20 protein-coding genes are annotated in these 23347 nt (G+C 59.2%); 15 read left to right on the forward strand and 5 right to left on the reverse strand.

Annotated elements, in window-relative coordinates:
* Nucleotides 1–106 precede the first annotated feature (106 nt).
* From AUC43_RS15670 to AUC43_RS15705, 8 genes are all read left to right on the forward strand, one after another.
* A complete protein-coding gene (locus AUC43_RS15670; RefSeq protein WP_068195722.1) occupies nucleotides 107–814 on the forward strand; it encodes an alpha/beta fold hydrolase in 708 nt (235 codons plus the stop codon).
* A 67-nt stretch (nucleotides 815–881) separates the two neighbouring features.
* Nucleotides 882–2006: an ATP-grasp domain-containing protein gene (locus tag AUC43_RS15675; protein WP_068195725.1), complete on the forward strand. Its 1125-nt coding sequence runs from the start codon at nucleotides 882–884 to the stop codon at nucleotides 2004–2006.
* A gap of 95 nt (nucleotides 2007–2101) precedes the next feature.
* Nucleotides 2102–3199, forward strand: a complete 1098-nt coding sequence (locus AUC43_RS15680; RefSeq protein WP_068198740.1) for a carboxylate-amine ligase — start codon at nucleotides 2102–2104, stop codon at nucleotides 3197–3199.
* A gap of 128 nt (nucleotides 3200–3327) precedes the next feature.
* Nucleotides 3328–4152 carry a type 1 glutamine amidotransferase gene (locus AUC43_RS15685; RefSeq protein WP_068198743.1) on the forward strand — a complete coding sequence of 275 codons (825 nt, stop codon included), beginning with the start codon at nucleotides 3328–3330 and terminating at the stop codon, nucleotides 4150–4152.
* A 34-nt stretch (nucleotides 4153–4186) separates the two neighbouring features.
* Complete coding sequence (locus tag AUC43_RS15690) at nucleotides 4187–5377, forward strand: ATP-grasp domain-containing protein (protein WP_068195728.1); 1191 nt, start codon at nucleotides 4187–4189, stop codon at nucleotides 5375–5377.
* An 89-nt stretch (nucleotides 5378–5466) separates the two neighbouring features.
* A complete protein-coding gene (locus tag AUC43_RS21945) occupies nucleotides 5467–5994 on the forward strand; it encodes a YkvA family protein (RefSeq protein ID WP_068195732.1) in 528 nt (175 codons plus the stop codon).
* Between the two features lie 332 nt (nucleotides 5995–6326).
* A complete protein-coding gene (locus AUC43_RS15700) occupies nucleotides 6327–6626 on the forward strand; it encodes a hypothetical protein (protein WP_068195734.1) in 300 nt (99 codons plus the stop codon).
* Nucleotides 6627–6677: 51 nt separating this feature from the next.
* Nucleotides 6678–7550, forward strand: coding sequence for a DUF1571 domain-containing protein (locus AUC43_RS15705; RefSeq protein ID WP_082685129.1), 873 nt, complete (start codon nucleotides 6678–6680; stop codon nucleotides 7548–7550).
* Nucleotides 7551–7739: 189 nt separating this feature from the next.
* On the opposite strand, the gene AUC43_RS15710 is transcribed toward AUC43_RS15705, so the two are convergent.
* Nucleotides 7740–8612: an SDR family oxidoreductase gene (locus AUC43_RS15710; RefSeq protein ID WP_068195739.1), complete on the reverse strand. Its 873-nt coding sequence runs from the start codon at nucleotides 8610–8612 to the stop codon at nucleotides 7740–7742.
* A 183-nt stretch (nucleotides 8613–8795) separates the two neighbouring features.
* Here AUC43_RS15710 and AUC43_RS15715 point away from each other — a divergent pair, with 183 nt between their 5' ends.
* The 3 genes from AUC43_RS15715 (at nucleotide 8796) to AUC43_RS15725 (ending at nucleotide 11575) form a co-directional block, all read left to right on the forward strand.
* The gene (locus AUC43_RS15715) at nucleotides 8796–9674 is read left to right on the forward strand and encodes an NAD-dependent epimerase/dehydratase family protein (protein ID WP_071885943.1); all 879 of its coding nucleotides are present in this window, start codon (nucleotides 8796–8798) and stop codon (nucleotides 9672–9674) included.
* A gap of 41 nt (nucleotides 9675–9715) precedes the next feature.
* Nucleotides 9716–10990: a BaiN/RdsA family NAD(P)/FAD-dependent oxidoreductase gene (locus AUC43_RS15720; protein ID WP_233254028.1), complete on the forward strand. Its 1275-nt coding sequence runs from the start codon at nucleotides 9716–9718 to the stop codon at nucleotides 10988–10990.
* Nucleotides 10991–11128: 138 nt separating this feature from the next.
* Nucleotides 11129–11575, forward strand: coding sequence for a PA2169 family four-helix-bundle protein (locus AUC43_RS15725; protein WP_068195745.1), 447 nt, complete (start codon nucleotides 11129–11131; stop codon nucleotides 11573–11575).
* Nucleotides 11576–11707: 132 nt separating this feature from the next.
* Here AUC43_RS15725 and AUC43_RS15730 read toward each other — a convergent pair whose 3' ends face one another.
* Both AUC43_RS15730 and AUC43_RS15735 read right to left on the reverse strand, forming a co-directional pair.
* Complete coding sequence (locus AUC43_RS15730; protein WP_082685130.1) at nucleotides 11708–13726, reverse strand: DEAD/DEAH box helicase; 2019 nt, start codon at nucleotides 13724–13726, stop codon at nucleotides 11708–11710.
* Nucleotides 13727–14155: 429 nt separating this feature from the next.
* Nucleotides 14156–14350 (reverse strand): cold-shock protein, encoded by a 195-nt coding sequence (locus AUC43_RS15735; RefSeq protein WP_035564390.1) that lies wholly within the window; start codon nucleotides 14348–14350, stop codon nucleotides 14156–14158.
* Nucleotides 14351–14506: 156 nt separating this feature from the next.
* Between AUC43_RS15735 and AUC43_RS15740 the strand changes: the two genes are divergently transcribed.
* The 3 genes from AUC43_RS15740 to AUC43_RS15750 are packed head-to-tail and all read left to right on the forward strand — an operon-like array spanning nucleotide 14507 to nucleotide 19836.
* Complete coding sequence (locus AUC43_RS15740; protein WP_068195750.1) at nucleotides 14507–14923, forward strand: acyl-CoA thioesterase; 417 nt, start codon at nucleotides 14507–14509, stop codon at nucleotides 14921–14923.
* Nucleotides 14924–14976: 53 nt separating this feature from the next.
* Entirely contained in the window at nucleotides 14977–18411 is a 3435-nt protein-coding gene (locus AUC43_RS15745) for a UvrD-helicase domain-containing protein (RefSeq protein WP_068195752.1), read from the forward strand.
* 57 nt (nucleotides 18412–18468) lie between these two features.
* Complete coding sequence (locus AUC43_RS15750) at nucleotides 18469–19836, forward strand: leucine-rich repeat-containing protein kinase family protein (protein WP_068195755.1); 1368 nt, start codon at nucleotides 18469–18471, stop codon at nucleotides 19834–19836.
* A 19-nt stretch (nucleotides 19837–19855) separates the two neighbouring features.
* Here AUC43_RS15750 and AUC43_RS15755 read toward each other — a convergent pair whose 3' ends face one another.
* Together AUC43_RS15755 and AUC43_RS15760 are read right to left on the reverse strand one after the other, a co-directional pair.
* Nucleotides 19856–21229, reverse strand: coding sequence for a M20/M25/M40 family metallo-hydrolase (locus tag AUC43_RS15755; protein WP_068195758.1), 1374 nt, complete (start codon nucleotides 21227–21229; stop codon nucleotides 19856–19858).
* Nucleotides 21230–21386: 157 nt separating this feature from the next.
* On the reverse strand, nucleotides 21387–22313 hold the full coding sequence (locus tag AUC43_RS15760) for an alpha/beta hydrolase (protein WP_068195762.1): 927 nt from the start codon (nucleotides 22311–22313) through the stop codon (nucleotides 21387–21389).
* 140 nt (nucleotides 22314–22453) lie between these two features.
* Between AUC43_RS15760 and AUC43_RS15765 the strand changes: the two genes are divergently transcribed.
* The gene (locus AUC43_RS15765) at nucleotides 22454–23278 is read left to right on the forward strand and encodes a transporter (protein ID WP_157781124.1); all 825 of its coding nucleotides are present in this window, start codon (nucleotides 22454–22456) and stop codon (nucleotides 23276–23278) included.
* Nucleotides 23279–23347: the final 69 nt, after the last annotated feature.

The raw sequence follows: 23347 nt of genomic DNA on the forward strand, positions 1-23347 counted from the left end.
TAAAAAATGAATCGGACAACCCGGATATGGCTGGTCCGTTATTTTTTGCTAGTTTGCCGTACAGCTTGAAAAACACGCTTTCGCCTCACCCTAATTCGCCCATCCCGTGCAGGAACAACACCGCCGCTTTTACTCGCACCACCTCGGCCAAGACATCGACATGATGGTATTCGGCACTTGGGGCTACCCGGTTGTCATTTTTCCCACTTCCGGCGGCGGCATCAACGAAGCCCGCGACTTCCAACTCATCGAATCGGCACGCCCGCTGATTGAAGCGGGCCGCGTCAAGCTGTTTTGCATCGACAGCATCGACCGGTTTTCGTGGTACGCCAAGCACTTGCACCCCTCAATTCGGGTACAGAACCACGTGTTCTACGACCAGTTCCTGAGCGAGGAGCTGGTGCCCATGCTGCAGAAAGAGTGCAACGTGGACAAGATTGGTGTGGCCGGCTGCAGCTTTGGGGGCTACCATGCCCTAAATTTTGCCTTCCGCCACCCCCATCAGGTCGCGCACCTTTTTACCATGGGCGCGGCCTTCGACATCCGCCAGTTTGTGGACGGCTACCACGACGACAACGTGTACTACAACAACCCGCCCGAGTACCTGCCGGGCGCGCAGAGCGAGCATTTCCAGTGGATGAACATCATCCTGGGCACGGCCGAACACGACTTCTGCAAAGATTCCACTTTCGAAATCGCCCGCATTCTCAGCGACAAAGGCATCCGTTATACCCTGGATGTGAAGCCCTTCGGCAACCACGACTGGCCAGTGTGGCGCGAAATGTTTCCGCAGTACCTTGACTCCATCGGCTAAGCCGCCCCAAACCTCTTTATTTACACTTTCACCCTTGGCCTAACCGCTACCAACACACCCCCTGATTATGAAAAAAATCGGCATCCTCTTCGGGCAGGAAAACACCTTCCCCCAAGCATTTATCGACCGCGTGAATGAGAAAGCACCGGCCGATATCCGCGCCGAATTTGTGCGCATCGACCAGGTTGAGCAGCACGTCGCGCCCAACTACGCCGTCATCATCGACCGGATTTCGCAGGATGTGCCCTTTTACCGGGCCTACCTCAAGAACGCGGCCCTAATGGGCACGGCGGTGATTAACAACCCCTTCTGGTGGTCGGCCGACGAGAAGTTCTTCAACAACGCGCTAGCCGTGCGCCTCGGCGTGCCCGTGCCCAAAACCCTACTCCTGCCCAGCAAGGAGCGCCCCGCCGACACCAGCGAGCGCAGCTTCCGCAACCTGAACATGATGGACTGGGACGCGGCCTTTGCCCACATTGGCTTCCCGGCCTACATGAAGCCCCACTCCGGCGGCGGCTGGAAAAGCGTGTACAAGGTGAATTCGCCCGATGAATTTTTCCGGGCCTACAACGAAACCGGCCAGCTGGTGATGCTTTTCCAGGAAAACGTGGAGTTTACCGACTACTTCCGCTGCTACTGCATTGGCGGCACTGAGGTGCTCATCATGCCCTACGAGCCCCGCAACGAGCCGCACCTGCGCTACGCCACCGAGATGAAAACCACCGGCGAGGCGGGCGAGAAGCTGCTGGCCACCATGAAGGACTACGTCCTGAAGCTCAATGCGGGCTTGGGCTACGACTTCAACACGGTAGAATTTGCAGTGCGCGACGGCATTCCAATTGCCATTGACTTCGGCAACCCCGCCCCCGACGCCGACATCAACTCCGTGGGCGAGAAGAACTTTGAGTGGGTAGTGGAGGCTGCGGCCAACATGGCCATTGCGCGCGCCATCGCGCAGAAATCCGGCGAAGACAACCTGACCTGGGGCACATTCGTGCACCCGCACCGCGCCAAAGCCGGCGAAACCCACTTCACGGTCGGCGACACCCCTCCGGCTCCTAAAAAACCGGCGGCTTCCAAAGCGGCTGCCAAGCCTGCCGCCGCCAAACCCGCTGCGGCAAAGCCCGCGACCCAAAAGGCTGCTGCTCCCAAGGCGGCCGCCAAAAAGCCCGCTGCTAAAAAAGCCGAGTAGGCACTAGCTCGTACGGACGGGCCCGGCGCGCTCCCTAGCGCGCTGGGCTATGCGCCCCCTCCTTTCCTCCTTTCCAATCCGCACCGTCAATGGCCATGCCCGCGTTTACCCTCGGCATCGAGGAAGAATTTCAGACGATTGACCCCGATACCCGGGAGCTGCGCTCCCACCTATCGCAGATAGTAGAAGGCGGCCGGGTAACCCTGCAAGAGCAGGTGAAGGCCGAAATGCACCAGGCCGTGGTGGAAGTAGGCACCAACATCTGCCACAACATCGGCGAGGCGCGCACCGAAGTGTTCCACTTGCGCCGCCAGGTAATGGAGCTGGCCGACAAGCAGAACCTGAAAATTGGGGCGGCCGGTACCCACCCGTTTTCGCGGTGGCAAGACCAGCCCATCACGCCCGACGTCCGCTACGACAAGATTGTGGAGGAGCTGCAGGAAGCGGCCCGCTCCAACCTCGTTTTTGGCATGCACGTGCACGTAGGCATCGAAAACCGCGACATTGGCGTGTACATGATGAACGCGCTGCGGTATTTCCTGCCGCACCTGTTTGCGCTCAGCACCAATTCGCCGTTTTGGGAAGGACGCGAAACGGGGTACAAGTCGTTTCGCACCAAGATATTCGAGCGGTTTCCGCGCACGGGCATCCCGGGCTTCTTCCACAGCGCCAGCGACTACGACGAGTTTTTGCAGCTGCTCATTAAAACCGGCTGCATCGACAACGGCAAAAAAATCTGGTGGGACCTGCGCCTCCACCCTTTTTTCGACACCATCGAGTACCGCATCTGCGACATGATGCTGCGCGCCGACGAAACCATCTGCATCGCGGCCATTATGCAGGCGCTGGTGGCCAAGATTTACAAGCTTAAGATGCAGAACCTCAACTTCCGCATCTACCGTAGCGCGCTGATTAAGGAGAACAAGTGGCGCGCCGCCCGCTACGGCCTCGACGGCAATATGATTGACTTTGGCAAGCAGGAGGAAGTGCCCACCCGCAAGCTGATTTTGGAGCTCCTCGATTTTATTGACGACGTTGTCGACGATTTAGGTAGCCGCCACGAGGTAGAATACGTATTGACGATGATGGAGATGGGCACCGGTGCCGACCGCCAGCTCAAAGTCTTCCGGGAAACCGGCGACTTGAGCAAGGTAGTCGACTATATTCTCGCCGAAACCGCTCACGGGCTATAAGTTAAGTAAACGACCTTTGCTAACGCAACGCCCGCCGTCAAGGCAGGCGTTGCTTTTTTTTGCCTAGACTACGGTTTAGCTTTGTTTATCGGCTGGCAGTGCTGGCAATTTTTATTTTTGATTACCCTATGGAGGCTATTCGCATTGCGATTCTGGATATGTACAACAACGCGCCGAACGAAGGCATGCGCTGCATCAGGCAGCTGCTGGCCCGCGGCGCCCACGAAAACGGCGTTGCGTTTGCCGTCGACACCTATAACGTGCGCGCCGAAAACGCTTTGCCCGGCCTGGATTACGACATTTACATTTCCTCGGGCGGCCCCGGCAGTCCTCTGGAATCGGGCGAGGCCTGGGAGCCGCGCTACTTTGCCTTCATCGATTCGCTGCTGGCCTACAACCAGACCCAGGAACACAAAAAGCACCTGCTGCTGATTTGCCACTCGTTTCAGCTCATGAGCCGGCACTTGGGCCTGGGCGAAGTGAGCCGGCGCAAGTCCACTTCCTTCGGGGTACTTCCTGTGCACCTCACCTCGGCCGGCCTCACCGAGCCCGTGCTGCAGGGCCTGCCCGAGCCGTTCTACATCGTCGATTCGCGCGATTATCAGCTCACTAACCTCGATATGGACCGCCTCGAAGAACTGGGCGCCGAAGTGGTGTGCCTGGAGAAAGAGCGGCCCCACGTGCCTTTGGCCCGCGCCATCATGGCCATTCGCTTTACGCCGGAGGTGTTCGGCTCGCAGTTTCACCCCGAGGCCGACGGCGAAGGCATGCTCCGCTACATGCTCACCGACGAGCGCAAGCAACAGGTAATCACCACCTACGGCGAGGCCAAATACGAAGAAATGGTGCACCTGCTGGCCAATCCGGACACCATCGAGCGCACGGAGTCGGTAATTGTGCCTACCTTTTTGCGCCGCGCCGTGGCCCAACTGGGCGTCCTCACGGCTGCCTAGTCCATCGCCCGCCGTGCCTGCTTAGCCCCGCTCTATGATTCCGGAACACCGTCAGACTTTCAATGCCGCGTTTAGCCCGGCTCGCTACCAAGAAATGCTCGCCGACATCGACCGGCAACTGCCCGGCCAGCTCGACTTCCGAGTAGCCGAAACACCGGTATTCGTACCGGCAGGCTTGCGCGACAAACTGAAGGCGGCCGGCGAAAGCATCATTCAGGTAATTGAGCAGCCCAATTTCAAGGACTTAACCGAAGGAGCCATTCCGGCGCACCAGCGCGTGCCTAATGAAGACGCGCGGCCCGAATTCCTGACGTTTGACTTCGCGGTGTGCCGCGATGCCCAGGGAGAGCTAGAACCCCAGCTCATTGAGATGCAGGGGTTCCCGTCGCTCTACGCGTTTCAGTCGTGGCTGCCGTCGGTGTTCCGTCGGCATTACCCCATTGCCGATTCGGTCAGTCCCTTCTTGGGCGTTCCTGATTTTGACACCTACCAGGAGCGGATGCGGGCATTTATTCTGGGCGGTCAACCTGCGGAACAAGTTATTTTATTAGAGCTATTTCCGGAGAAGCAAAAAACCCGAATTGATTTTGCGTTATCGAAAAAATTCTGGGGTGTTGAGGCCGTTTGCTTAACCCAAATTAAGCGCAACGGTCGGGATTTGTTTTATGAAAAAGACGGACGCTTAATTCAAATAAAACGCATTTATAATCGCATTATTTTTGATGAATTAGAGCGCTATCCGGAGCTCACTTTGTCTTTTAATTTGACCGAAGACGTTGATGTAACCTGGGTGGGCCACCCCAACTGGTTTTTCCGCATCAGCAAGTACACATTGCCGCTTTTGCACGCGCCTTTTGTGCCGCCGAGCTATTTCTTGCACGAGCTCACGGAGTACCCGGCCGACCTGGAGAATTACGTGCTAAAGCCCCTATTCTCCTTTGCTGGAGCGGGTGTGCGCCTGGACGTTACGGCCGCCGACTTGGATGCGTTGACTGATAAACAGAATTATCTATTGCAGCGCAAAGTCAGCTACGAACCGGTGGTGCAATCGCCCGATGGCTTGGTGAAATGCGAGATTCGTTTGCTCTACATCTGGCCGGTCGGCGAAGCCCGCCCGCAGCTACTCACGGGCCTGAGCCGCTTGAGCCGGGGCGCCATGATTGGTGTAGACTTTAATAAGGACAAAGACTGGGTAGGCGGCACCACGCCCATGTTTGAGCGCTAAACAGTAAAACGCGGGTTTGCAGTGGGCCTCAACAACGCACGGGAATAGTTGCGCGTAAAGCACAACCTATCACCCTTCACTTGCACCCCATGTCGTCACTCGCTGATAACGGTCTCAAAATCTCCAAGAATGTCCTCTTTAACGTCTTTGTAGGGCGGGCCGCCAAATTGCTAGGCAAGCCGTTCAAGGTTGTCACGGTACTTAACGAAGCCGCCGACAAGCTGGCCGATAAAGAAAGTAAGACGCATAAATTTCGCCAGCTATTTGAAGTTGGGCTGACCCTGGTGCGCTTGGTGCGCAGCTACATAAGCGGCGAATACCGTGAAATTTCTACCGGTACCATCGTATCTGGCTTAGCGGTGTTGCTTTATGTCCTTTCGCCCATTGACCTGGTCCCGGACTTTATTCCTGTGCTCGGCTTCCTCGACGACCTGAGCCTGGTAAGCTGGTTTGTGGGCAAGTTTCACGGCGAAATCACCCGCTTTAGGGAATGGGAAGCCACTGGCCGGGGCCAGGCCGCCAGCACCCACGGAACCGCGGGCGCCCCAGATGCCGCGGCAATGCCTGCTTTGGGCGACGTCTCACAGCCGAGCGTGGCCGAACTCGGCCATTCTTAAGCATCGATTACTGCTAGCCAGCCCAATAAAACACCACCGAAATGAAAGCTCCGACGTTGTTCGGAGCTTTTGTCGTAGTTGGCTGTGCGCTCGGCTGGCTGGCAATCAATCCTAATTGATAAGCTCCGGAGTACATCCTAAAAAGCCTTACTATCGAGGTAGAATCACCATTAAAACGGTTGATAAAGCAGCTGCGTGGTATTCTTAAAGACGCCGGTGTGATACTTTGTGCCGGCCTTGGCGGGTATGGTTTCAAATTTGCCCTCCACATACATTCCCCAACTTTCGGGTTACGGCCGGCGTTAGATTGCCAGCTTTAGCCGCCTGCGTTTATGCCTACTTTCGTTGTTTCTCTGCGCCTACCCGACGATTTCGATGAGGAATTTATTTCCCTTATCCCCAGCCATCGTGCCTTCATCAACCGCTTGCTCAATGACAAGGTGATTGAAGTGTACGCCATCAGCAGCGACCGCAGCCGCGGCTGGGTGACCATCAACGCCGACAACGCCGTGGCGGTGCAAGCCGTGGTCGAACAATTTCCGCTCTACCCCTACCTGCATGGCGTGGAAATTGATGAGCTGTTCATCTTTGACAGCGTTTATTCGCGCTTTCCCCACATTAGTCTCAATTAATTGCTTTTCAGCCGCCTTTTTTCTTTTAGGCCGGCCACTCCTGTTCCATTTATGGTAGCATTGCTCACCTCGTTTCTTCCCCGACTCCGAAATATTTGGCCCCTTGGCGCGCTGGCCCTCTTAGCGGCCACGGCTCCAGCCCAACCAACGTCCCTTACCACCGAACAGCTCACCACGCGGATGAGCGCGGCCATCGAAAACCTGAAGTACTTGCGCTGCACCGTAAAGGCGCAGGAGCGGATTGGCAACGGCATCATGCAGGCCCGTAGCATTATGAAAATAAGCTACAAGCCCCTACGCATTTACATCAAAAACCAGAAAGGGGTGGAAGTACTGTGGGTGGCTGGCCAGAACGCCGGCGACGCCTGGGTATATCCCGCCAGCTTCCCCTACGTCACACTCAGCCTGGACCCCAACGGCAAGCTCATGCGCGGCAACCAGCACCACACCGCCTTGCAGGCCGGCTTCGGCACCATCTCCGACCTGCTGCGCACCACGGGGCTACGGCAGGACAATTCCTTCAGCCGCTCTTTCCGCTACACCGGTGATACCGTGCTACTGGGCCGGCCGGCCTACGTGTTGCGCTCTGTTTACCCGCAGTTTCATTATGTGAATTACCGCGCGGGTAAAAACGAAACCATTTCCACGGTAGCCGAACGGTTCGGCTGTGGTGAATACCGGATTTTTGAGCGCAACAGCCTCACCATTGGCGAGAAAATACCCGAGGGCAAAGTGCTGCAAGTGCCCAACGCCTACGGCCGCCGCACCACCGTGTGCATTGACCCTAAAACCTACCTGCCCATCATGGTGCAAGTAGATGACGACAAGGGGCTTTATGAGAAATTCGAATTCCTCGACGTAATTGCCAATCAGCCCATTCCCACGCAAGAATTTACCAGGGATTATAATGGCTACAAACTCTAATCACTGATTTTTCGGATTGAAACGAATTTCACGGATTTTGTAAACGATTGACAACAATTACGCGCAATGATTTAATTGAACTAATTAATTATCTGCAAATAAAAAGGCCGCTTTTACAGCGGCCTTTTTATGTTAATTATGCTTGTCTACAAAATCCGTGAAATCTGTTTCAATTCGAAAACTAGTGATTTAGCGGCGCATTGTTTTTTCTATTTGGTCCCACATACCCGGGGTTAGCATTTCCAGCTTGTTGAATTCGCCGGCGCCATTGAGCCATTCGCCGCCGTCAATGGTCACCACCTCCCCGTTGACATAAGACGAAAAGTCGGACACCAAGTAGGCCGCCAGGTTGGCCAGCTCCTGGTACTGGCCCACGCGCTTGAGCGGCACGCTGGCAGCAGGGTCTAGCTTGCTGGCCAGCGGCTCGGGGAAGAGCCGGCTCCACGCCCCTTCTGTTGGGAACGGGCCGGGGGCAATGGCATTCGAACGAATGCCGTACTTCGCCCATTCTACCGCCAAAGAGCGGGTCATCGCCAGCACGCCTGCTTTAGCAGCAGCCGATGGTACTACATAAGCCGAGCCCACGGAGGCATAAGTGGTGACGATGTTGAGGATGGTGCCGGGTTTTTTATCGGCAATCCAGCGCTTGCCCACGGCTAGCGTGCAGTTGTAAGAACCCCGCAACACGATGTCCACAATCACATCGAATGCCTTGTGCGACAGACGCTCCGTGGGGCTGATGAAGTTGCCGGCAGCATTGTTCAGCAGCACATCCACCCCGCCAAACTCCTGAATGGTGCGGTCCAGCATGGCTTCCACCTCGTCGTATTTTCGTACGTCGCAGGCAATGGCCAACACCTTGCCGCCGGTTTGCTCGCGCAGCTCGCCCGCGGTTTTTTCCAGCACATCCAGCTTACGGCTGGTGATGGTGACGTTTGCTCCGAGCTGTAGGAAATAGGTGGTCATGGCCCGGCCCAAGCCAGTGCCGCCGCCGGTGACAATGATGGTTTTTCCCGCCAGGGCGTTGTCGCGCAGCATGGGCTGGGTGTAGGGTGTGGTCATGCGAAAGCAGTGATGAAGGTGGGAATTGCGAATTGAATCGAGGCCCGAAGGTACAAGCCTACTGATGCGAATGTTAACCAATCAGGCTTGAAACCACCGCCACTTATTTTGGTTACGGTATAAAGTACTACGTATTTTTTTCGCAACTTCGCACCCACTACCAGAGAAACGCAATAATTTTACATGAATAGTTCCAGTTCCAGAAGCTCCACGGGCGCAAATTTGGGAGCGGAACCCCAAACGGTACTGGTAATGGGCTGTGGCTGGCTGGGCATGGCCCTGGCCCGCTCGCTTGTGGCAGCAGGGCACAAAGTGCTCGGCACCACCACTACCACCGAGCAGCTGCCCACAATGGAAGCGGCGGGCATTGAGGCGCACCTGCTCCGGCTGGGAGCCGATTTTGACGCGCCGGCCGAAAAGTTGCTTCACCGCCTCTTGCAATCGGCCGATGTGCTGGTGCTGAACGTGCCGCCCCGGGCTTCTGCCGCCGGAGCTTACCCGGCCCTCCTGCGGCCGGTGCACCGAGCCGTGGCCGCCGCCGGCACCCAGCACGTGATTTTTGTAAGCTCCACGAGTGTGTACCCCGACGAGCCCCGCGTGATGCACGAAACCGATGCCTTGAGCACCCGCGATGCGGCTTCCGACGTGTTGCGGGCCGAGGGCCATTTTGTGCCGCGCTATGGCCAGTGGAAGAGCACCGTGGTCCGGCTGGGTGGCCTCATTGGGCCCGACCGTTCACCCGGTCGCTTCCTGGCCGGCCGCCGTGACCTGGCCCAGGGCAATGCGCCCGTAAATTTGGTGCACCTCACGGATGCAGTCGGTGTGCTGTCGGGTATCATCAAACACGGCGTGTGGGGCCACACCTTAAACGTGTGCTCGGCCCAGCACCCGCTGCGGCGCGATTTTTACCCTGCCGCAGCTCAGTACCTCAAGCTGGAATCGCCCACCTTTAAGGAAGAAACCGGCCCGAGCGGTAAAACCATCGACAGCAGCCTGGTGCGCAGCCTGCTGCCCTACCAGTTTCAGCACGACGACGTGCTCAAGGCCCTCGCCCACTGCTAAACCCGCCCCCATCGCCTCGGTGGGCGCCGTACCTTTGCCCCGTGAACAACGATGCAGCCCAACCCCTCGTGGCCGTGCTGGGCGGTGGCGCGGCCGGCTTTTTCGGCGCCATTGCCTGTGCCGAAGCCAACCCCCATGCCCAGGTCCTACTGCTAGAAAAGACGGGCAAGCTGCTCAGCAAGGTGCGCGTATCAGGTGGTGGGCGCTGCAACGTGACGCACGCCTGCGACACCGCTGCCCAGCTGGTGGCCCACTACCCGCGCGGCAACAAACAGCTCAAGGCCGCTTTCCAGCAGTTTGGCGTACGTGAAACTATCGCCTGGTTTGCCAAGCGGGGCGTGCAGCTCAAGACCGAAGCAGATGGCCGCATGTTTCCCACCACGGATTCCAGCGAAACCATTGCCCAAGCCCTGGAGCAGGCCGCCCGCCAGGCAGGCGTCCGCATTCTTACCAATTGTGGGGTCGAAGAAGTTGAGCCATTGCACGGGGGTAGTTTTCAGCTCAAGCTGAGTGGCAGCGGGGCGGCCCAATTTGGGGCCAGCCTCCGGGTCGGCCAGCTGCTCATAGCCACCGGCGGCAACCCCAAAAGCGTCAACTACGACTGGCTGCGCGCCTTGGGCCACACCATTGCCGAGCCGGTGCCGTCGCTCTTCACCTTCAACGTGCCCAACTCGCCGTTGAATGAATTGATGGGCGTGAGCGTACCCCAGGCCCGTGTGGTGCTGGCTGGCGAAAAGCTCCAATACGAAGGCCCGCTGCTCGTCACGCACTGGGGCGTGAGCGGGCCGGCCGTGCTCAAGCTTTCGGCCTGGGGCGCCCGCCGCCTCAGCGAGTTGGGCTACGTGGGCACGGCCCTCATCAACTGGATTCCCACTTTTACCGAAGAAACGCTGCGGCCCTGGCTGCAGCAGTTCCGGCAGGAAAATGGCAAGAAAACCGTGGCCGCCAATCCGCAGTTTAGCTTGCCGCAGCGGCTGTGGCGCAATCTCATCGAGCAAGCCGGCATTGCCCCAGATATTCGGTGGAGCGACCTGCCCGCCAAATCCCAAAACCGCCTGCTGGAACTGCTCCTACGCACCCCCCTGGCAGTGCGCGGCAAGACCACCTACAAAGAAGAATTTGTGACCTGCGGGGGAATTTTGCTGGAAGAAGTTGACTTAAAAACCATGGAAAGCCGCCGGGTTCCGGGGCTGTATTTCGCCGGCGAAGTACTCGACATCGATGGAATAACCGGGGGATTTAACTTCCAGGCGGCTTGGACCACGGGGTTTCTGGCCGGGCGCGCCATGAGCAAACCGGGCCATCAGCAGGGTTAGGTAACGTTGACGAGTCAGGCCAATTTTTACAAAGCAAACAGCTCACTACCAACGGCTAACCGCCTTTGCGCAACTTTCCTGAGAGTCCGACAGTAAAGGAGATAGAAATTTTTCACTTTTAACTACTCCCCTTTTCCGATGGAAGCCAAAGCCACCCAAGCCCTACTCAACGAATTGGTTGAAACCCTCAAAGATGGCCAGAAAGGCTACGCCGACGCCATGACCGACGTCGAGGACCCCAAACTGAAAGAAACCTTCAAAAAATACGCGGCCCAGCGCGCCGGCTACATCACCGAAATTGAAGACCAGATGTTCAAGCTGGACCTCAAGCCCGACGAAAGTTCTTCGGTAACCGGCACTGTGCACCGCGCCTGGATTGACCTGAAGTCGGCCCTGACCAGCAAAGACAACAAAGCCGTGCTCAACGAGTGCGAGCGCGGCGAAGACTACGCAGTTAAAGCTTACCAGACCGCCTTAAAGGCCCAGGACCTGCCTACGCCGCTTAAATCGGTAATCGAAAAGCAATACCAAGGCGTGCAGGAAGCCCACAACACCATCCGCACCCTGCGGGACACGGCGAAATAAATTCGTTTGATAGTTCAGCCCAACAAAAAAGCCGCTCAATTTGAGCGGCTTTTTTGTTTTCTAACCCTAATATAATTTACCTAATTATTCACCTAAGCTGGATAATCCAGGTACACGTACATACTAGTTAGCTTATTCATCGAAGCTCTCGTTGCGGGGGGCACGGGGCGTGCGGGGGGTTTCGTACTCGCGGGGCGTACCGTAGCTGGGCTTGTTGCCATAGCTGGGCTTGTCGCCATAGCTGCCTTTGTTGCCACCGTAGCTGGGCTTGTTGCCGTAGCCGCTGCCGCCTTCGCGGTTGCCATACGCCGGCTTGTTGCCGTAGCTGGGGCGGTCGCCACCGTCGCGGTTGCCTTTGTAGCCTCCGCCGTAGCCGCCTTCGCGGCGCTCGCCACCACCATAGCTGCTGCCACCGCGGTTACCGCCTTTGTAGCCACCCTCGCGACGCTCGCCGCCGCTGAAGGGACGACGCTCGCGGTCGCCGCCGAAGCCGCCGGGACCGCCCGAACCACCGGTCCGGTTGAAGCCTTCTTCCTTAGCCGCGCCCTCCTGAACCGGAGTGGCGATGCTGAAGCTAACCGGCGTGCCCTGGATGCTGGTGCGGCCCAGTTTCTCTACAATCTCGCTGGCAAACTCCGTAGGTACTTCCACAAAGCTGAACTTGTCGTAGAGGGCGATGTCGCCCACTTTGCTGCCAGTCAGGTTGGTCGACTCCGAAATCAGGTCCACGATGTCGCGGGGGTGAATCCGGTCTTTCTTGCCCATCGAAACGAACAGACGGGTGAAGCCGGCGCGCGCCGTACCGGCGGCCTTGCTGGCGTCGAGGCTCTGCTGAGCACTCTTGTCCTCCTTCATCGTCATCTTGAGCAGCGCGGCAGCGATGTCGAGCGAGGTAATTTCCTCGCTCTGGTCGAGCAGGCGCTGCACGCGGCCCACGTATTTCTCGAGGTTGCCCTTCTCCACGATTTCCTTGATTTGATTCAGGAACAACGTGGTTTTTACTTCCGATACGTCGGCAAACGACGGCACCTGCTCCAGTTTAATCTGGGCCTTGGTGAAGCGCATGATGTCGCGCAGCTTGTAGATGTCGCGGCCGCTCACAAACGTGAAGGCTTTGCCCGACTTGCCAGCGCGACCCGTGCGGCCAATGCGGTGCACGTAGTATTCTTCGTCGGCGGGCAGGTCGTAGTTAAATACGGCCTCCACGTTGTCTACGTCGATACCACGGGCGGCTACGTCGGTAGCTACCAGTACTTCGATGGTCGACTTGCGGAATTTATCCAGCGTGTTTTGGCGCTGCTGCTGGCCCATATCGCCGTGCAGGCCTTCGGCAAAATAGCCCTTGGCTTGCAGGTCCGACACGATTTCGTCTACCATGCGCTTCGTGTTAGCGAAAACGATGGTCGACTTCAGGTTGTACATGTCGAGAATACGCGTCAGCACGTCCTTTTTCTGGGGGCCGCGCACTTCGAAGTAACTCTGCTCGATGTTGGTCACCGTCATGGTCTGGTGGTTCACCTTCACTACCTGCGGGTCGCGCTGGTACTTTTTGGTGAGCTCCATGATGGGCTTGCTCATCGTGGCCGAGAAGAACACCGTCTGGCGTTCCTTCGGCATCTTGCTCAGAATGAACTCGATGTCATCGCGAAAGCCCATATCGAGCATTTCGTCGGCTTCGTCGAGGATGATTTTGGTGGTATTCTCCAGCTTCAGGGTGCCACGCTCGATGTGGTCCATGATGCGGCCGGGGGTACCGATTACAATCTGAACGCCACGCTCCAGGGCGCGGAGCTGACGGTCGTAGGGGCTGCCGCCGTAAATCGGCACCACCATCAAACCGCGCTTGTATTTGCCCAGCTTCTGGATTTCGCCCGAAACCTGCACCGCGAGTTCGCGGGTGGGGCAAAGCACCAGTACTTGCACGTCCTTGCTCTCGGTATCGATGTTATCGATGGCGGGAATCGAGAAAGCGGCGGTTTTGCCGGTACCCGTCTGGGCCTGGCCGATAACGTCTTTGCCAGCGAGGAGCACGGGAATAGCAGCAGCCTGAATGGCCGATGCTTCTTCGTAGCCCATCTCGGTGATAGCGCGTTGTACTTCCTCAGAGAGGTTCAGTTCGTCAAAACGAACTACAATTTTTTCAGCTTCCATGAATGTGGAAAATGGTAAGGGGTAAGAGACTCGCTCCGAAAACAGCCGTACTCAGCGACGTTTCCCCTCCTTCTACCTTGTCACAATCAGGCGGGAAAAACAACCAAAAAACTATGCGGCCAATGCGTTATGCCTCTCTCAGGCTTGCGCGGACTTAGGGCCGTCCTCAAATGCGGGTGCAAAGGTAGGATTTTTATTCCGAATTAGCTAGACAATGGGCGAAATGAGTTTTAGGGGCTTCCACCTCGCGCCTGTCATGCAGAGCGCAGCGAAGCATCTTATCTCCGCGGAACGAGTTGTGCTGACCTGATAAGATGCTTCGCTGCGCTCTGCATGACGGCCGATTATTAGCAGCTTTTCCCAATTTCCACCGGGCACAAAAAAAAGCCCGCCAAAGGCGGGCTTTCTTAATACAAAGCTAAGGCAGGATTAAACCAGCGATACTTTAACAGCGTTCGGGCCTTTTTTGCCCTGAGCTACTTCAAATTGAACTTTGTCGTTTTCGCGGATCGAGCTTACTTGCAGGTCGCTGATGTGTACGAAAATGTCTTCGCCAGTTTCGTCGTTTTTGATGAAACCAAAGCCTTTGGTCTCATTAAAGAATTTTACCGTTCCGGTGGGCATGGTGGTTGGTTGTGGAGTTTCCCTAAGCTTTTGGGCCACCGTGGCTTGGTTTCTTAGGTTGCGTCAAAGATAGGCACAATTTCCAAATCACCAAGTCCATAGCTATTTTTTTCAGCCGGTGCCGACCTTTGCCCGCTCCCCTCCTGTTCAGCATCCATGGCCGAAGTTCCTGCTTATTCCTTCTCCCACGATTTCGAAGTACCCAACAGTGCCATCGACGCCCTGGGCCACGCCAATAACGTGGAATACGTGCGCTGGGTGCAGGATATTGCTGAGGCGCACTGGCAGGCTATCTGCCCGCCCGAGAAGCGCGACGCTATTATCTGGGTGGTGCGCGAGCACCGCATTCGCTACAAGCGGCCAGCTTTGGCAGGCGAAATACTGCGGGCCACTACCTGGGTGGGCGAATCCAGCGGGGCCACTTCGCAACGCTTTACCCGCCTGACCCGCGCCCGCGACGGCGTATTGTTGTGCGAGGCCGAGACCACCTGGGCGTTGCTCGACCCCAAGACTGGGCGGCCGGTGCGGGTGACGGCTGAGATGGTGAATTGGTTGACTGCTGATATTTCTTAATTGCGCTACGGTGCTGGCCTGACTGCTTCAGGCGCGGTGCCCTTATCTTACTTATGCCTGCCTCCTTCCGCATCTACTCTTCTTCTGCCGGCTCCGGCAAGACCTACCAGCTCACCAAAGAATACCTGCTGCTGGCGCTGGGCGCCGACGACCCGGCCTATTTCAAGCGCATTCTGGCCATCACCTTCACCAACGACGCGGCAGGGGAAATGAAGGAGCGGATTGTGGGCGCGCTGCGCCGCTTTGCCTACCCCGAAAGCGGCAAGGCGGATGGGCTGCTGGCAGAAGTGGCGGCGGAGCTGGCAGCCAGCGGGCATCTGCCGCCCCATGCCCAAACCGCCGAGGAGCAGCAGCGGGAAGTGCAGCGCCGGGCCGCCGAAACGTTCCGGCTGGTGCTGTACCACTACGCCGACTTTGCGGTGAGCACGATTGACTCGTTTGTGCAGCGCATCGTGACGGCCTTCACCCGGGAGCTGGGTTTGCCGGCCACCTTCGAAGTTGAGCTGGATACGGATAGTGTGCTGCAAAGCGCCGTGGCCGCGCTGCTCGACAAAGTGAACCGGGACCCAAACAGCAAGCTGCTTTCGCAAACCCTGGCCGAATACGCGCTGGGCCAGGCCGAAGAAGGCAAAAGCTGGAGCCGCCTGCCCGAGGAGTTGGCCGGCTTCGGCAAGGTGCTCTTTAATGAGACGGTGCAAGAGGCGGTGGCTCAACTGGGCAAGCTTTCGCTCGCCGATTTCAGGCGGCTCGACAAGCAGATGCGCACGCGGCGCGCTGAGCTGGAAGCCCAGGTACTGGAAATTGGCCGGCAGGCCACTGAGGCCATCACAGCCGCGGGCCTCGACCCTACGCACCTGAGCGGCGGCAAAAACGGCATTTTCACGCATTTCGCCAATCCGCTGCGCTGGCTGCAGGCCGGCGATACGCCCACGGCTACGGCCCGCAAAGTGGTAGAAAGCGGCAAGTGGAGCAGCGGCCAGGCCAAAACCGACAAACGCCTCGACGATGTGGAGGCCGTGCGACCGGCCCTGGAGGACGCGTTTCTGGCCTTGGCCGAAATCCGCCTGGCTCAACTTTCCAACTACGGCCTGCTGACCGCCATGCAGCCGTACTTGTTTCATGCCTCTCTGTTGAGCGAGCTCAATAAGCTGGTGGAGCAAATCAGCCAGGAACGCAACGTGGTGCTGATTTCGGAGTTTAACCGGCGCATTGCCAGCATTGTGCTCACCGAGCCGGTGCCGTTTTTGTACGAGCGGCTGGGCGAGAAGTACGAGCACATTCTCATCGACGAATTTCAGGATACGTCGGTCCTGCAGTGGAACAACCTGCTGCCGCTGGTAGAAAACACGCTGGCCAACGGGCACTCCAGCCTGGCGGTGGGCGATGCCAAGCAGGCCATTTACCGCTGGCGCGGCGGCGAGATGGAGCAGATTCTGCGCCTGCACCAAGGCGACACCGCGGCGCTGGTAGCCCGGGCCCGCGACGAGGAAATGCGCGAACTCTTGCGGCTACGCTACGAAACCCTGGACCCGGCCCTGCAGGCCAAGGCGCTGCAAATCAACTACCGCTCGGCGCGCGAGATTGTCGATTTCAACAACGCATTTTTTGAAGCGGTGAGCAACCGGCACGCGTCCCTGGGTTTGGTGGGCGGCATTTACGACGACGCCTTTGGCCAGCAAGTGCCCGAAGTCCGCGCCGGCACGCAGCCAGGGCACGTGGAGCTGCTGTTTACTCAAAAAGACGCGCCCGCCCGGTGGTTCGATGCCGCGACGGGGGCTTATACTGAAGAGCCGCTGCCGGGCCACCTGCCCGAAGCGCTGCTGACCTACGACGAAAGCACCTGCTACCTCACGCTGCAGCTGGTGGAACAGGCCCTGCGCGACGGCTTTGCCCTGGCCGACATTGCCGTGCTGTGCCGCACGCGGTACGCCAGTAAAATCATTGCCAAATTCCTGAAAGAACGGGGCTACGCCATCATTTCCGCCGATTCGCTGGCCCTGGAATTTGCCGAGGTGGTGAACCTGCTCGTGAGCATCCTTCGGGTGCTGCACCAGCCCGCCGATACCCTGGCCCGCGCCGAAGCGCTGCTGCTTGTAGATAAGGTAGTGCGGGGGCTCGCCCCCACCCCTGCCCGCGCCCGGCACATTGCCGAAATTGCTAACGACCTGCACGGCAAGCCGTTCTTTGATGAGCTGCGGGCCCTGGGCTACGACGTGCGGGAGGACGAAACCGGCAACCTGGGCCTCTACGAACTGGCCGAGCGCCTGCTCAATTTATTTGGCCTGCTGGGCCGCAACGGCGAGAGCGACTACCTGTTCCGCTTCCTCGACTTGACGCTGGAATACAGCCTGAAGTTTGGCAACAACCTAGGCAACTTCCTCACCCACTGGGAAGAGCGCAAGGGCCGCATCAGCATCAACGCGCCGGGCGGGCGGGCGGCCATCACAATTACCACGGTGCACAAAGCCAAGGGCCTGGCGTACGGCGTGGTCATCGTGCCCTTTGCCGACTGGAGCCTCGAGCCGCACCGCGGCACCCTGCTTTGGGGCCACCTGGAAGCGCCGGACAAGCCCTTGGAAGGTATGCCCGAGGTTGCGGTGGTCAGCCTGAGCAAAGGCATTCAGCAAACGGCGCTGGCCGCGCAGTACGACGAAGAGCGCGAAAAAACCTTCCTGGAAGGGCTCAATACGCTGTACGTGGCCTTTACGCGGCCGCGCCACCGGCTCTACGTTATCAGCAAGCGGCCCGAGGAAAAGAAAACGGCGAAATCGAGCGACGAAGCCGGGCCCGCTGCGCCCGGCACTGCGGCCCGCAACGTGGCCGATTTGCTCCACGGCTACCTGCTGGAGCGCGGCGTGTGGCAGGAAGACCAGGTGTCCTTTGTACTGTCGCAGGGGTCGATGGCCGTGCAGCAGGCGGCGGCCGCGCTGGCTCCCACCTTTACCCTCACTAACCTGGCCGCCGCCCCTTGGGAAGACCGCCTGAAGCTGCGCCGGCACGCCACCACGTTGTTCGACTTTGACGAGCAGCAAGCCCAGGGCGAGTGGAACCGTAAGCTGCACTACGCCCTCCGCCGCCTGCTCACGGCCGCCGACGTGGGCCGGGTAGCGAGCCAGCTCGTGGCCGAAGGCATCCTGGGCGCCCGCGAACGGTCCGCCCTAGTCGAGAGCCTGGAAAAGCTGGTGAGCGACCCGCGCCTGGCCCCCTACTTTGCTCCGCACCTAAGCGTGGAAACCGAGCGGGAAATACTTGTTGGCGGGGTGCGCCTGCGCGACTACAAGCCCGACCGCGTGGTACTGGCCCCTTCGCTGGAAGTGTCGGACCGCACCGGGGGCCGCGTCACGCTGCTGGATTTCCGGCTGCCACCGCCCCACGAAAAACATAAGCGGCTGCTGCGCAATTACGCCACGCTATTTGAGCAATTGGGCTACGCCGAGGTGCGAGGCATTATTTATTACTTCGGCACCGGGGAAGTGGTGCTGGTTTGAGGGCGGTGAAATGGGGGTTGAGCTGAACCTTGGGCCTCCCCTGCCGAACTTTGACCCATGCACACCCTTGAACAACTGCGCGCCGGGAAGCTGGCCGGCATTCAGCGGCTCGATATGGCCGCGGGCTTGACGGAGTTTCCTCGCGAGATATTCGACCTTGCCGACACGCTTGAAGTACTGAACCTCTCGGGCAACGCCCTGACCGAACTGCCCGACGACCTGGGCCGTCTGCACAAGCTGCGCGTGCTGTTTTGCTCCGACAACCGCTTTACCACCGTGCCCAAGGTGTTGGGGCAATGCCCGCAACTGAGCATGGTCGGCTTCAAGGCCAACCAAATCCGTACCCTGCCGGCCGCAGCCCTCACGCCGGCCCTGCGCTGGTTGATTCTTACTGACAACCAGCTCACCGAACTGCCCGAGGAGATTGGGGATTGTCTGCAAATGCAAAAGCTGATGCTGGCCGGCAACCAACTGCGGCAACTGCCCGAGAGCCTGAGCCGCTGCACGCAGCTGGAGCTGCTCCGCATTGCGGCCAACCAGCTCACAACCCTGCCCGCCTGGCTGCTGGCAATGCCGCGCCTGACCTGGCTGGCCTATGCCGGCAACCCGTTTTGCGAGCGGGCCGAAACGGCAGCCGTGGCCCAGCACCCCATCGCCACCATCGCTTGGGCGGAACTGGCCATCGAGCAGCAGCTGGGCGAAGGGGCTTCGGGCGTGATTTACCGAGCGCAGTGGCAGAAAGCGGGCGCCGCTACCGCTGAGGTTGCCGTCAAGCTATTCAAAGGTGCCCTGACCAGCGACGGCCTGCCGCACAGCGAAATGGCGGCCTGCATCAGCGCTGGCGCGCACCCCAACCTGATTGCCGTGGAAGGCAAGGTAGCTCAACATCCTGCCAAAGCCGAAGGGCTGGTACTTGAGCTGATTAGTCCCGCTTTTCAGAACCTGGCGGGCCCGCCCAGCCTGGCTTCCTGCACGCGCGACGTGTATGCGGCCGACGCTTCTTTCACCCTGGAAACGGCCCTGCGGCTGGCCACCGGAATAGCCGCCGCGGCCGCCCAGCTCCACGCCAACGGCATTCTGCACGGCGACTTATACGCTCACAACATTCTAACCACTGACACGGGCGACGCGCTATTAGGCGATTTTGGGGCGGCTTGCTTTTTCTTGCCCGATGAGCCCGACACGGCCCGCAGCCTGCAGCAGCTAGAAGCACGGGCCTTCGGGTGCCTGCTGGAAGAATTACTGGAGCGCTGCCCGGTTTCGGAGGCCACGCCAAAGCCTCTTGAGGCCCTCTGGAACTTGCAGCGGCAATGCGTGCAGCCCACCGTGGCTGCCCGGCCCGTGTTCAGCGAAATTCACCGCTCGCTCTTGCAAGTGCAGCAGTTGGCTGCCCAAATACCAGCCGGTAGCAGTCAGTTGAGCTAAATACTCTCGTTTTTGCGCGCTACTTGCTGGCGGCAGGCTCGGGGGCAATGCGCGTGGGTGTTTGCTGGCCGGCCACGATGCCGCTGGCGCTCTGCGCAATGGCCTGGATGATGGCCGTCATGTTGGGCAGGTTCAGGCTTTCTACCTCGTCGTCGACCGAATGGTACAGCTTGTCGTCGGGAATCTGGTCGCTGCTGATGGTGTGGGCCGGCACCCCAAGCTTAGCCAGGGTAGCGTTGTCGGAGCGGTAAAACAGGTTTTGCTCGGGGTACGGGTCGGGCTCGAAGCGGAACTTGCTGCCCGTTAGGTTGGCTTGCAGCAGCTGGCCAAAGTCCGACTTGTCGAAACCCGTGATGAAAGCGGTGTTGGGCCCAAACTTGGCCTCTTTGCCAATCATCTCAATGTTGAACATGGCCACCACCTGCTCCGGGGCGAGCTGCTGGGAGAAGTAGCGGGCCCCAAACCCGCCCACTTCCTCGGCCGCAAACGCCGTGAAAATGAGCGGCCGGGCATTGTCGTTTCTCAGCTTGAAATACTCCGCCAGCGCCACTACCGCGGTGGTCCCGCTGGCGTCGTCGTCGGCTCCATTGGCAATGGAATCGCCAGCGGCGGAGGGCTTGATGATGCCCAGGTGGTCATAATGGCCCGAAAACACCACTTTTTCTTTGGCCCGCGCCGTGTCGCGCCCGGGCAGCATGCCCACCACGTTGCGCAGTTCGGTAACCACCTGCTCGGTCTTGCCCTTCACTTCAAACGTGATGCTCTTGGCCGTGGCGTTGTTGGCCAGGCCCGGGGCGGTGGGCGTAACGAGCACCACGCAGGAATACGGGCTGCCCGCCTCCGTAGCCCGAAACCGCACTTGCCGCCGGCTATCCACCAGCTTCTTGAAGTCGGCGCTGTGGATGGGGTCTAGCAGCACCAGCAGGTTCTGGCTGGGCCGCCGGATTTTGCTCAACACCTGCCCAAAATCGCCGTTGGTCGTAATGGTGAGCACCTCCAAGTCAGGCGTTTGCTGGGTCCACTCCACAGTGGGTTGGTTGCTGACAAGCAGCAGCTTGTCTGCCGCGATGGCGGTCCCGTTCAGCGTCGCGCTCAGCCCGGCCACCCGCGAACTATATACCGGAAACACCTGCTCGAATCCCGCAGCGCCCGGCAACGGCTGCAGCCCAATGCGCTGAAATTCGCCCGCCAGAAATTGAGTTGCCTTTAGCCCGCCCGGCTGGCCGGTGCCCCGGCCCTGCATGGCGTCGCCAGCCAAGGTGGTGAGCACCCGCCCTACCGTGACCGCCGAAACCAGCAGCGTCGCAGGGGCGGCTTTTGGGGCTTTGCGCCGTTGGGCGGGGGCGGTGAGAGCCGTGAGCGCCAGCGCCAAAGTGAGCAGGTGTGCTTTCATTTCAACTATTTGAAGGGTAGCGCCTTATTTCAAGAACCACCCAAAGGTTTTAGGTTTGGCGCAGCAACATTGCGCTTGGCGCAAACATACACCTGCCCCAGTCGGAACGGCTATTCTATTAGTAACAATAAATGGCCAGGCTGGCACCCTTGGCCGTTTATTTCGTGAGCCACCCGTTGGCGTCGAGCCAGTTTTTAAGGTGCTCGGTCCAGTCGTCTTTGGTGGTTTTGTTGTGCAGGCCGAAGCCGTGGCCGCCGTGGGGGTACAGGTGCATTTCGGCGGGCACGCCGTGGCGCAGGCAGGCCTGGTAGAATACGATGCTGTTGTTGACGGGCACCGTCTTGTCGTCCTGGGCATGTACCAGGAAGGTGGGCGGCGTTTGGGTCGTCACCTGCAACTCGTTGGAATACTGGCGCACCTGCCCCCCCGTAGGGGTTTTGCCCAGCAGGTTGTCGCGGGAGCCGGGGTGGCGCAGGCTGTCGCTGAAGCTGATAACCGGGTACATCAGCACTAGGAAGGCGGGCCGCACCGAAACGGGGCCGGGATTGGGGCCCACGGGCTTCGCAAACTGCGTTCCGGCCCAGGCGGCCAGGTGACCACCGGCCGAAAAGCCCACCAGGCCAATGCGCTCGGGGTTGAGGCTATACTTGGCGGCTTGCTGGCGCACGAGGCGTAGGGCCTGCTGGGCATCGAGCAAGGGCGCCATGGTCTTGTCGGGCTGGCTCTGGTCGTTGGGCAGACGGTATTTCAGCACGAAGGCCGTCACCCCCATTTCGTTGAGCCGCTTGGCCACGTCGTACCCCTCGCTGTCGATGGAAAGGCGCGTGTAGCCGCCGCCGGGGCAAATGATGACGGCCGTGCCGTTGGCAGTGCCGGGCGCGGGCAAAAAGGCCGTTAAGTTGGGCTGCACCACGTTGGAGATGCGCACCCCGCCGTTGGCCAACGTAATGCTCGTTTCCTGGACCTCGCTGGGCTTGGAATCGGGGATGGTGCCGGAGTAAAGCGGGAAGGTTTGCTGGGCCAGCAAGCGGCTGGCAGCCAGCAGCACGAGGCCAGGAACGAGGAAAAAGCAGGTTATTTTCATAGATAACGCAATTGTACGAACGGTTGAGCTAAATAGCCACATGGTGGCATTATCTTACACAGATTTTCTATTTTTCAAGGAAATTACAACAAAATGCAACCCTAAATGAACCATGCCGTAGCCCGGCGGGTCTTGGCTGCATGCGAAAGACCACTCTGTTGGCCGTCGCTGCTCTGCTGAGCAGCCCCGGCCTCACCCTGGCCCAGAACACGCCGGAAGAAAACAACCCCAACGTTGATGCCCCTTTCGTGCGAAATATTCGCGCCGACCGCCCCGGGCAAACCATCACCGCGCAGGTGCTGCAGCCTGGCCGCTTTCAACTGGAAGTAGGCACGCTGCGGACGGCTCCCAGCCTGGGCCCGAGCATGTTGAGCACCGGCGCCACCCTCCGCGTGGGTTTCTTCAACAGCATGGAGCTGCGCGTAACCCAGCCGTACTTTCACAACTACCGCCGCCTCAACCCCGAATCGGGCCAAATGGAAGCGGCCCCGGGCTGGGCGCCGGTAGTAGTGGGGGCCAAGTTCATGATTTCGCCCAACTACGATACCCGCACCCAAGTGGCGCTGCTGGTGGAGTCGCCAATTCCGAATACCGGCAGCGAGGCCTTGGCGGCTAAGACCCTCGCCCCCAGCGCCCGGCTGCTCGTTAGCGAGCAACTTGGGCAGCGCTACGGCATCGAAGCAAACTTCGGCTTCAGCCAACCCGGCATGAAAGCGGCCGACATCGAGAAAGGCCAATTCCTGGGCACCTTGGCCCTGAATGGCGCCATTACCAATAAGACCGGTTTTTTCGTGGAGGCCTACGGCACCGGCCGCTCGGTGCTCACTTCCGGCACCACGGCGGGCCTGTACTGGCGCCCCGTACCGCAAGCTCGCGTAGATATCAATGCCGGCCGCGTGCTCGGCGGGCCGGCCAGCGGCACGGCTACCCTAGGCGCCGGCCTGACCTTTAAGCTGGGCCAATAACGCATTCACCCAAAAAAAGCGGGCCGCGGCTGGATACACTCCGGCTGCGGCCCGCTTTTTTGGTTTATT

Origin of the sequence: Hymenobacter sedentarius, from assembly GCF_001507645.1 — a bacterium.
Taxonomy (GTDB): Bacteria; Bacteroidota; Bacteroidia; order Cytophagales; family Hymenobacteraceae; genus Hymenobacter; species Hymenobacter sedentarius.

What these genes read in the sequence shown, in the direction of transcription:
- AUC43_RS15675 (WP_068195725.1), top strand. Translation starts at nt 882, where the DNA reads ATGAAAAAAATCGGCATCCTCTTCGGGCAGGAAAACACCTTCCCCCAA.
- AUC43_RS15680 (WP_068198740.1), top strand. Translation starts at nt 2,102, where the DNA reads ATGCCCGCGTTTACCCTCGGCATCGAGGAAGAATTTCAGACGATTGAC.
- AUC43_RS15685 (WP_068198743.1), top strand. Translation starts at nt 3,328, where the DNA reads ATGGAGGCTATTCGCATTGCGATTCTGGATATGTACAACAACGCGCCG.
- AUC43_RS15690 (WP_068195728.1), top strand. Translation starts at nt 4,187, where the DNA reads ATGATTCCGGAACACCGTCAGACTTTCAATGCCGCGTTTAGCCCGGCT.
- AUC43_RS21945 (WP_068195732.1), top strand. Translation starts at nt 5,467, where the DNA reads ATGTCGTCACTCGCTGATAACGGTCTCAAAATCTCCAAGAATGTCCTC.
- AUC43_RS15700 (WP_068195734.1), top strand. Translation starts at nt 6,327, where the DNA reads ATGCCTACTTTCGTTGTTTCTCTGCGCCTACCCGACGATTTCGATGAG.
- AUC43_RS15705 (WP_082685129.1), top strand. Translation starts at nt 6,678, where the DNA reads ATGGTAGCATTGCTCACCTCGTTTCTTCCCCGACTCCGAAATATTTGG.
- AUC43_RS15710 (WP_068195739.1), bottom strand. Translation starts at nt 8,612, where the DNA reads ATGACCACACCCTACACCCAGCCCATGCTGCGCGACAACGCCCTGGCG.
- AUC43_RS15715 (WP_071885943.1), top strand. Translation starts at nt 8,796, where the DNA reads ATGAATAGTTCCAGTTCCAGAAGCTCCACGGGCGCAAATTTGGGAGCG.
- AUC43_RS15725 (WP_068195745.1), top strand. Translation starts at nt 11,129, where the DNA reads ATGGAAGCCAAAGCCACCCAAGCCCTACTCAACGAATTGGTTGAAACC.
- AUC43_RS15730 (WP_082685130.1), bottom strand. Translation starts at nt 13,726, where the DNA reads ATGGAAGCTGAAAAAATTGTAGTTCGTTTTGACGAACTGAACCTCTCT.
- AUC43_RS15735 (WP_035564390.1), bottom strand. Translation starts at nt 14,350, where the DNA reads ATGCCCACCGGAACGGTAAAATTCTTTAATGAGACCAAAGGCTTTGGT.
- AUC43_RS15740 (WP_068195750.1), top strand. Translation starts at nt 14,507, where the DNA reads ATGGCCGAAGTTCCTGCTTATTCCTTCTCCCACGATTTCGAAGTACCC.
- AUC43_RS15745 (WP_068195752.1), top strand. Translation starts at nt 14,977, where the DNA reads ATGCCTGCCTCCTTCCGCATCTACTCTTCTTCTGCCGGCTCCGGCAAG.
- AUC43_RS15750 (WP_068195755.1), top strand. Translation starts at nt 18,469, where the DNA reads ATGCACACCCTTGAACAACTGCGCGCCGGGAAGCTGGCCGGCATTCAG.
- AUC43_RS15755 (WP_068195758.1), bottom strand. Translation starts at nt 21,229, where the DNA reads ATGAAAGCACACCTGCTCACTTTGGCGCTGGCGCTCACGGCTCTCACC.
- AUC43_RS15760 (WP_068195762.1), bottom strand. Translation starts at nt 22,313, where the DNA reads ATGAAAATAACCTGCTTTTTCCTCGTTCCTGGCCTCGTGCTGCTGGCT.
- AUC43_RS15765 (WP_157781124.1), top strand. Translation starts at nt 22,454, where the DNA reads ATGCGAAAGACCACTCTGTTGGCCGTCGCTGCTCTGCTGAGCAGCCCC.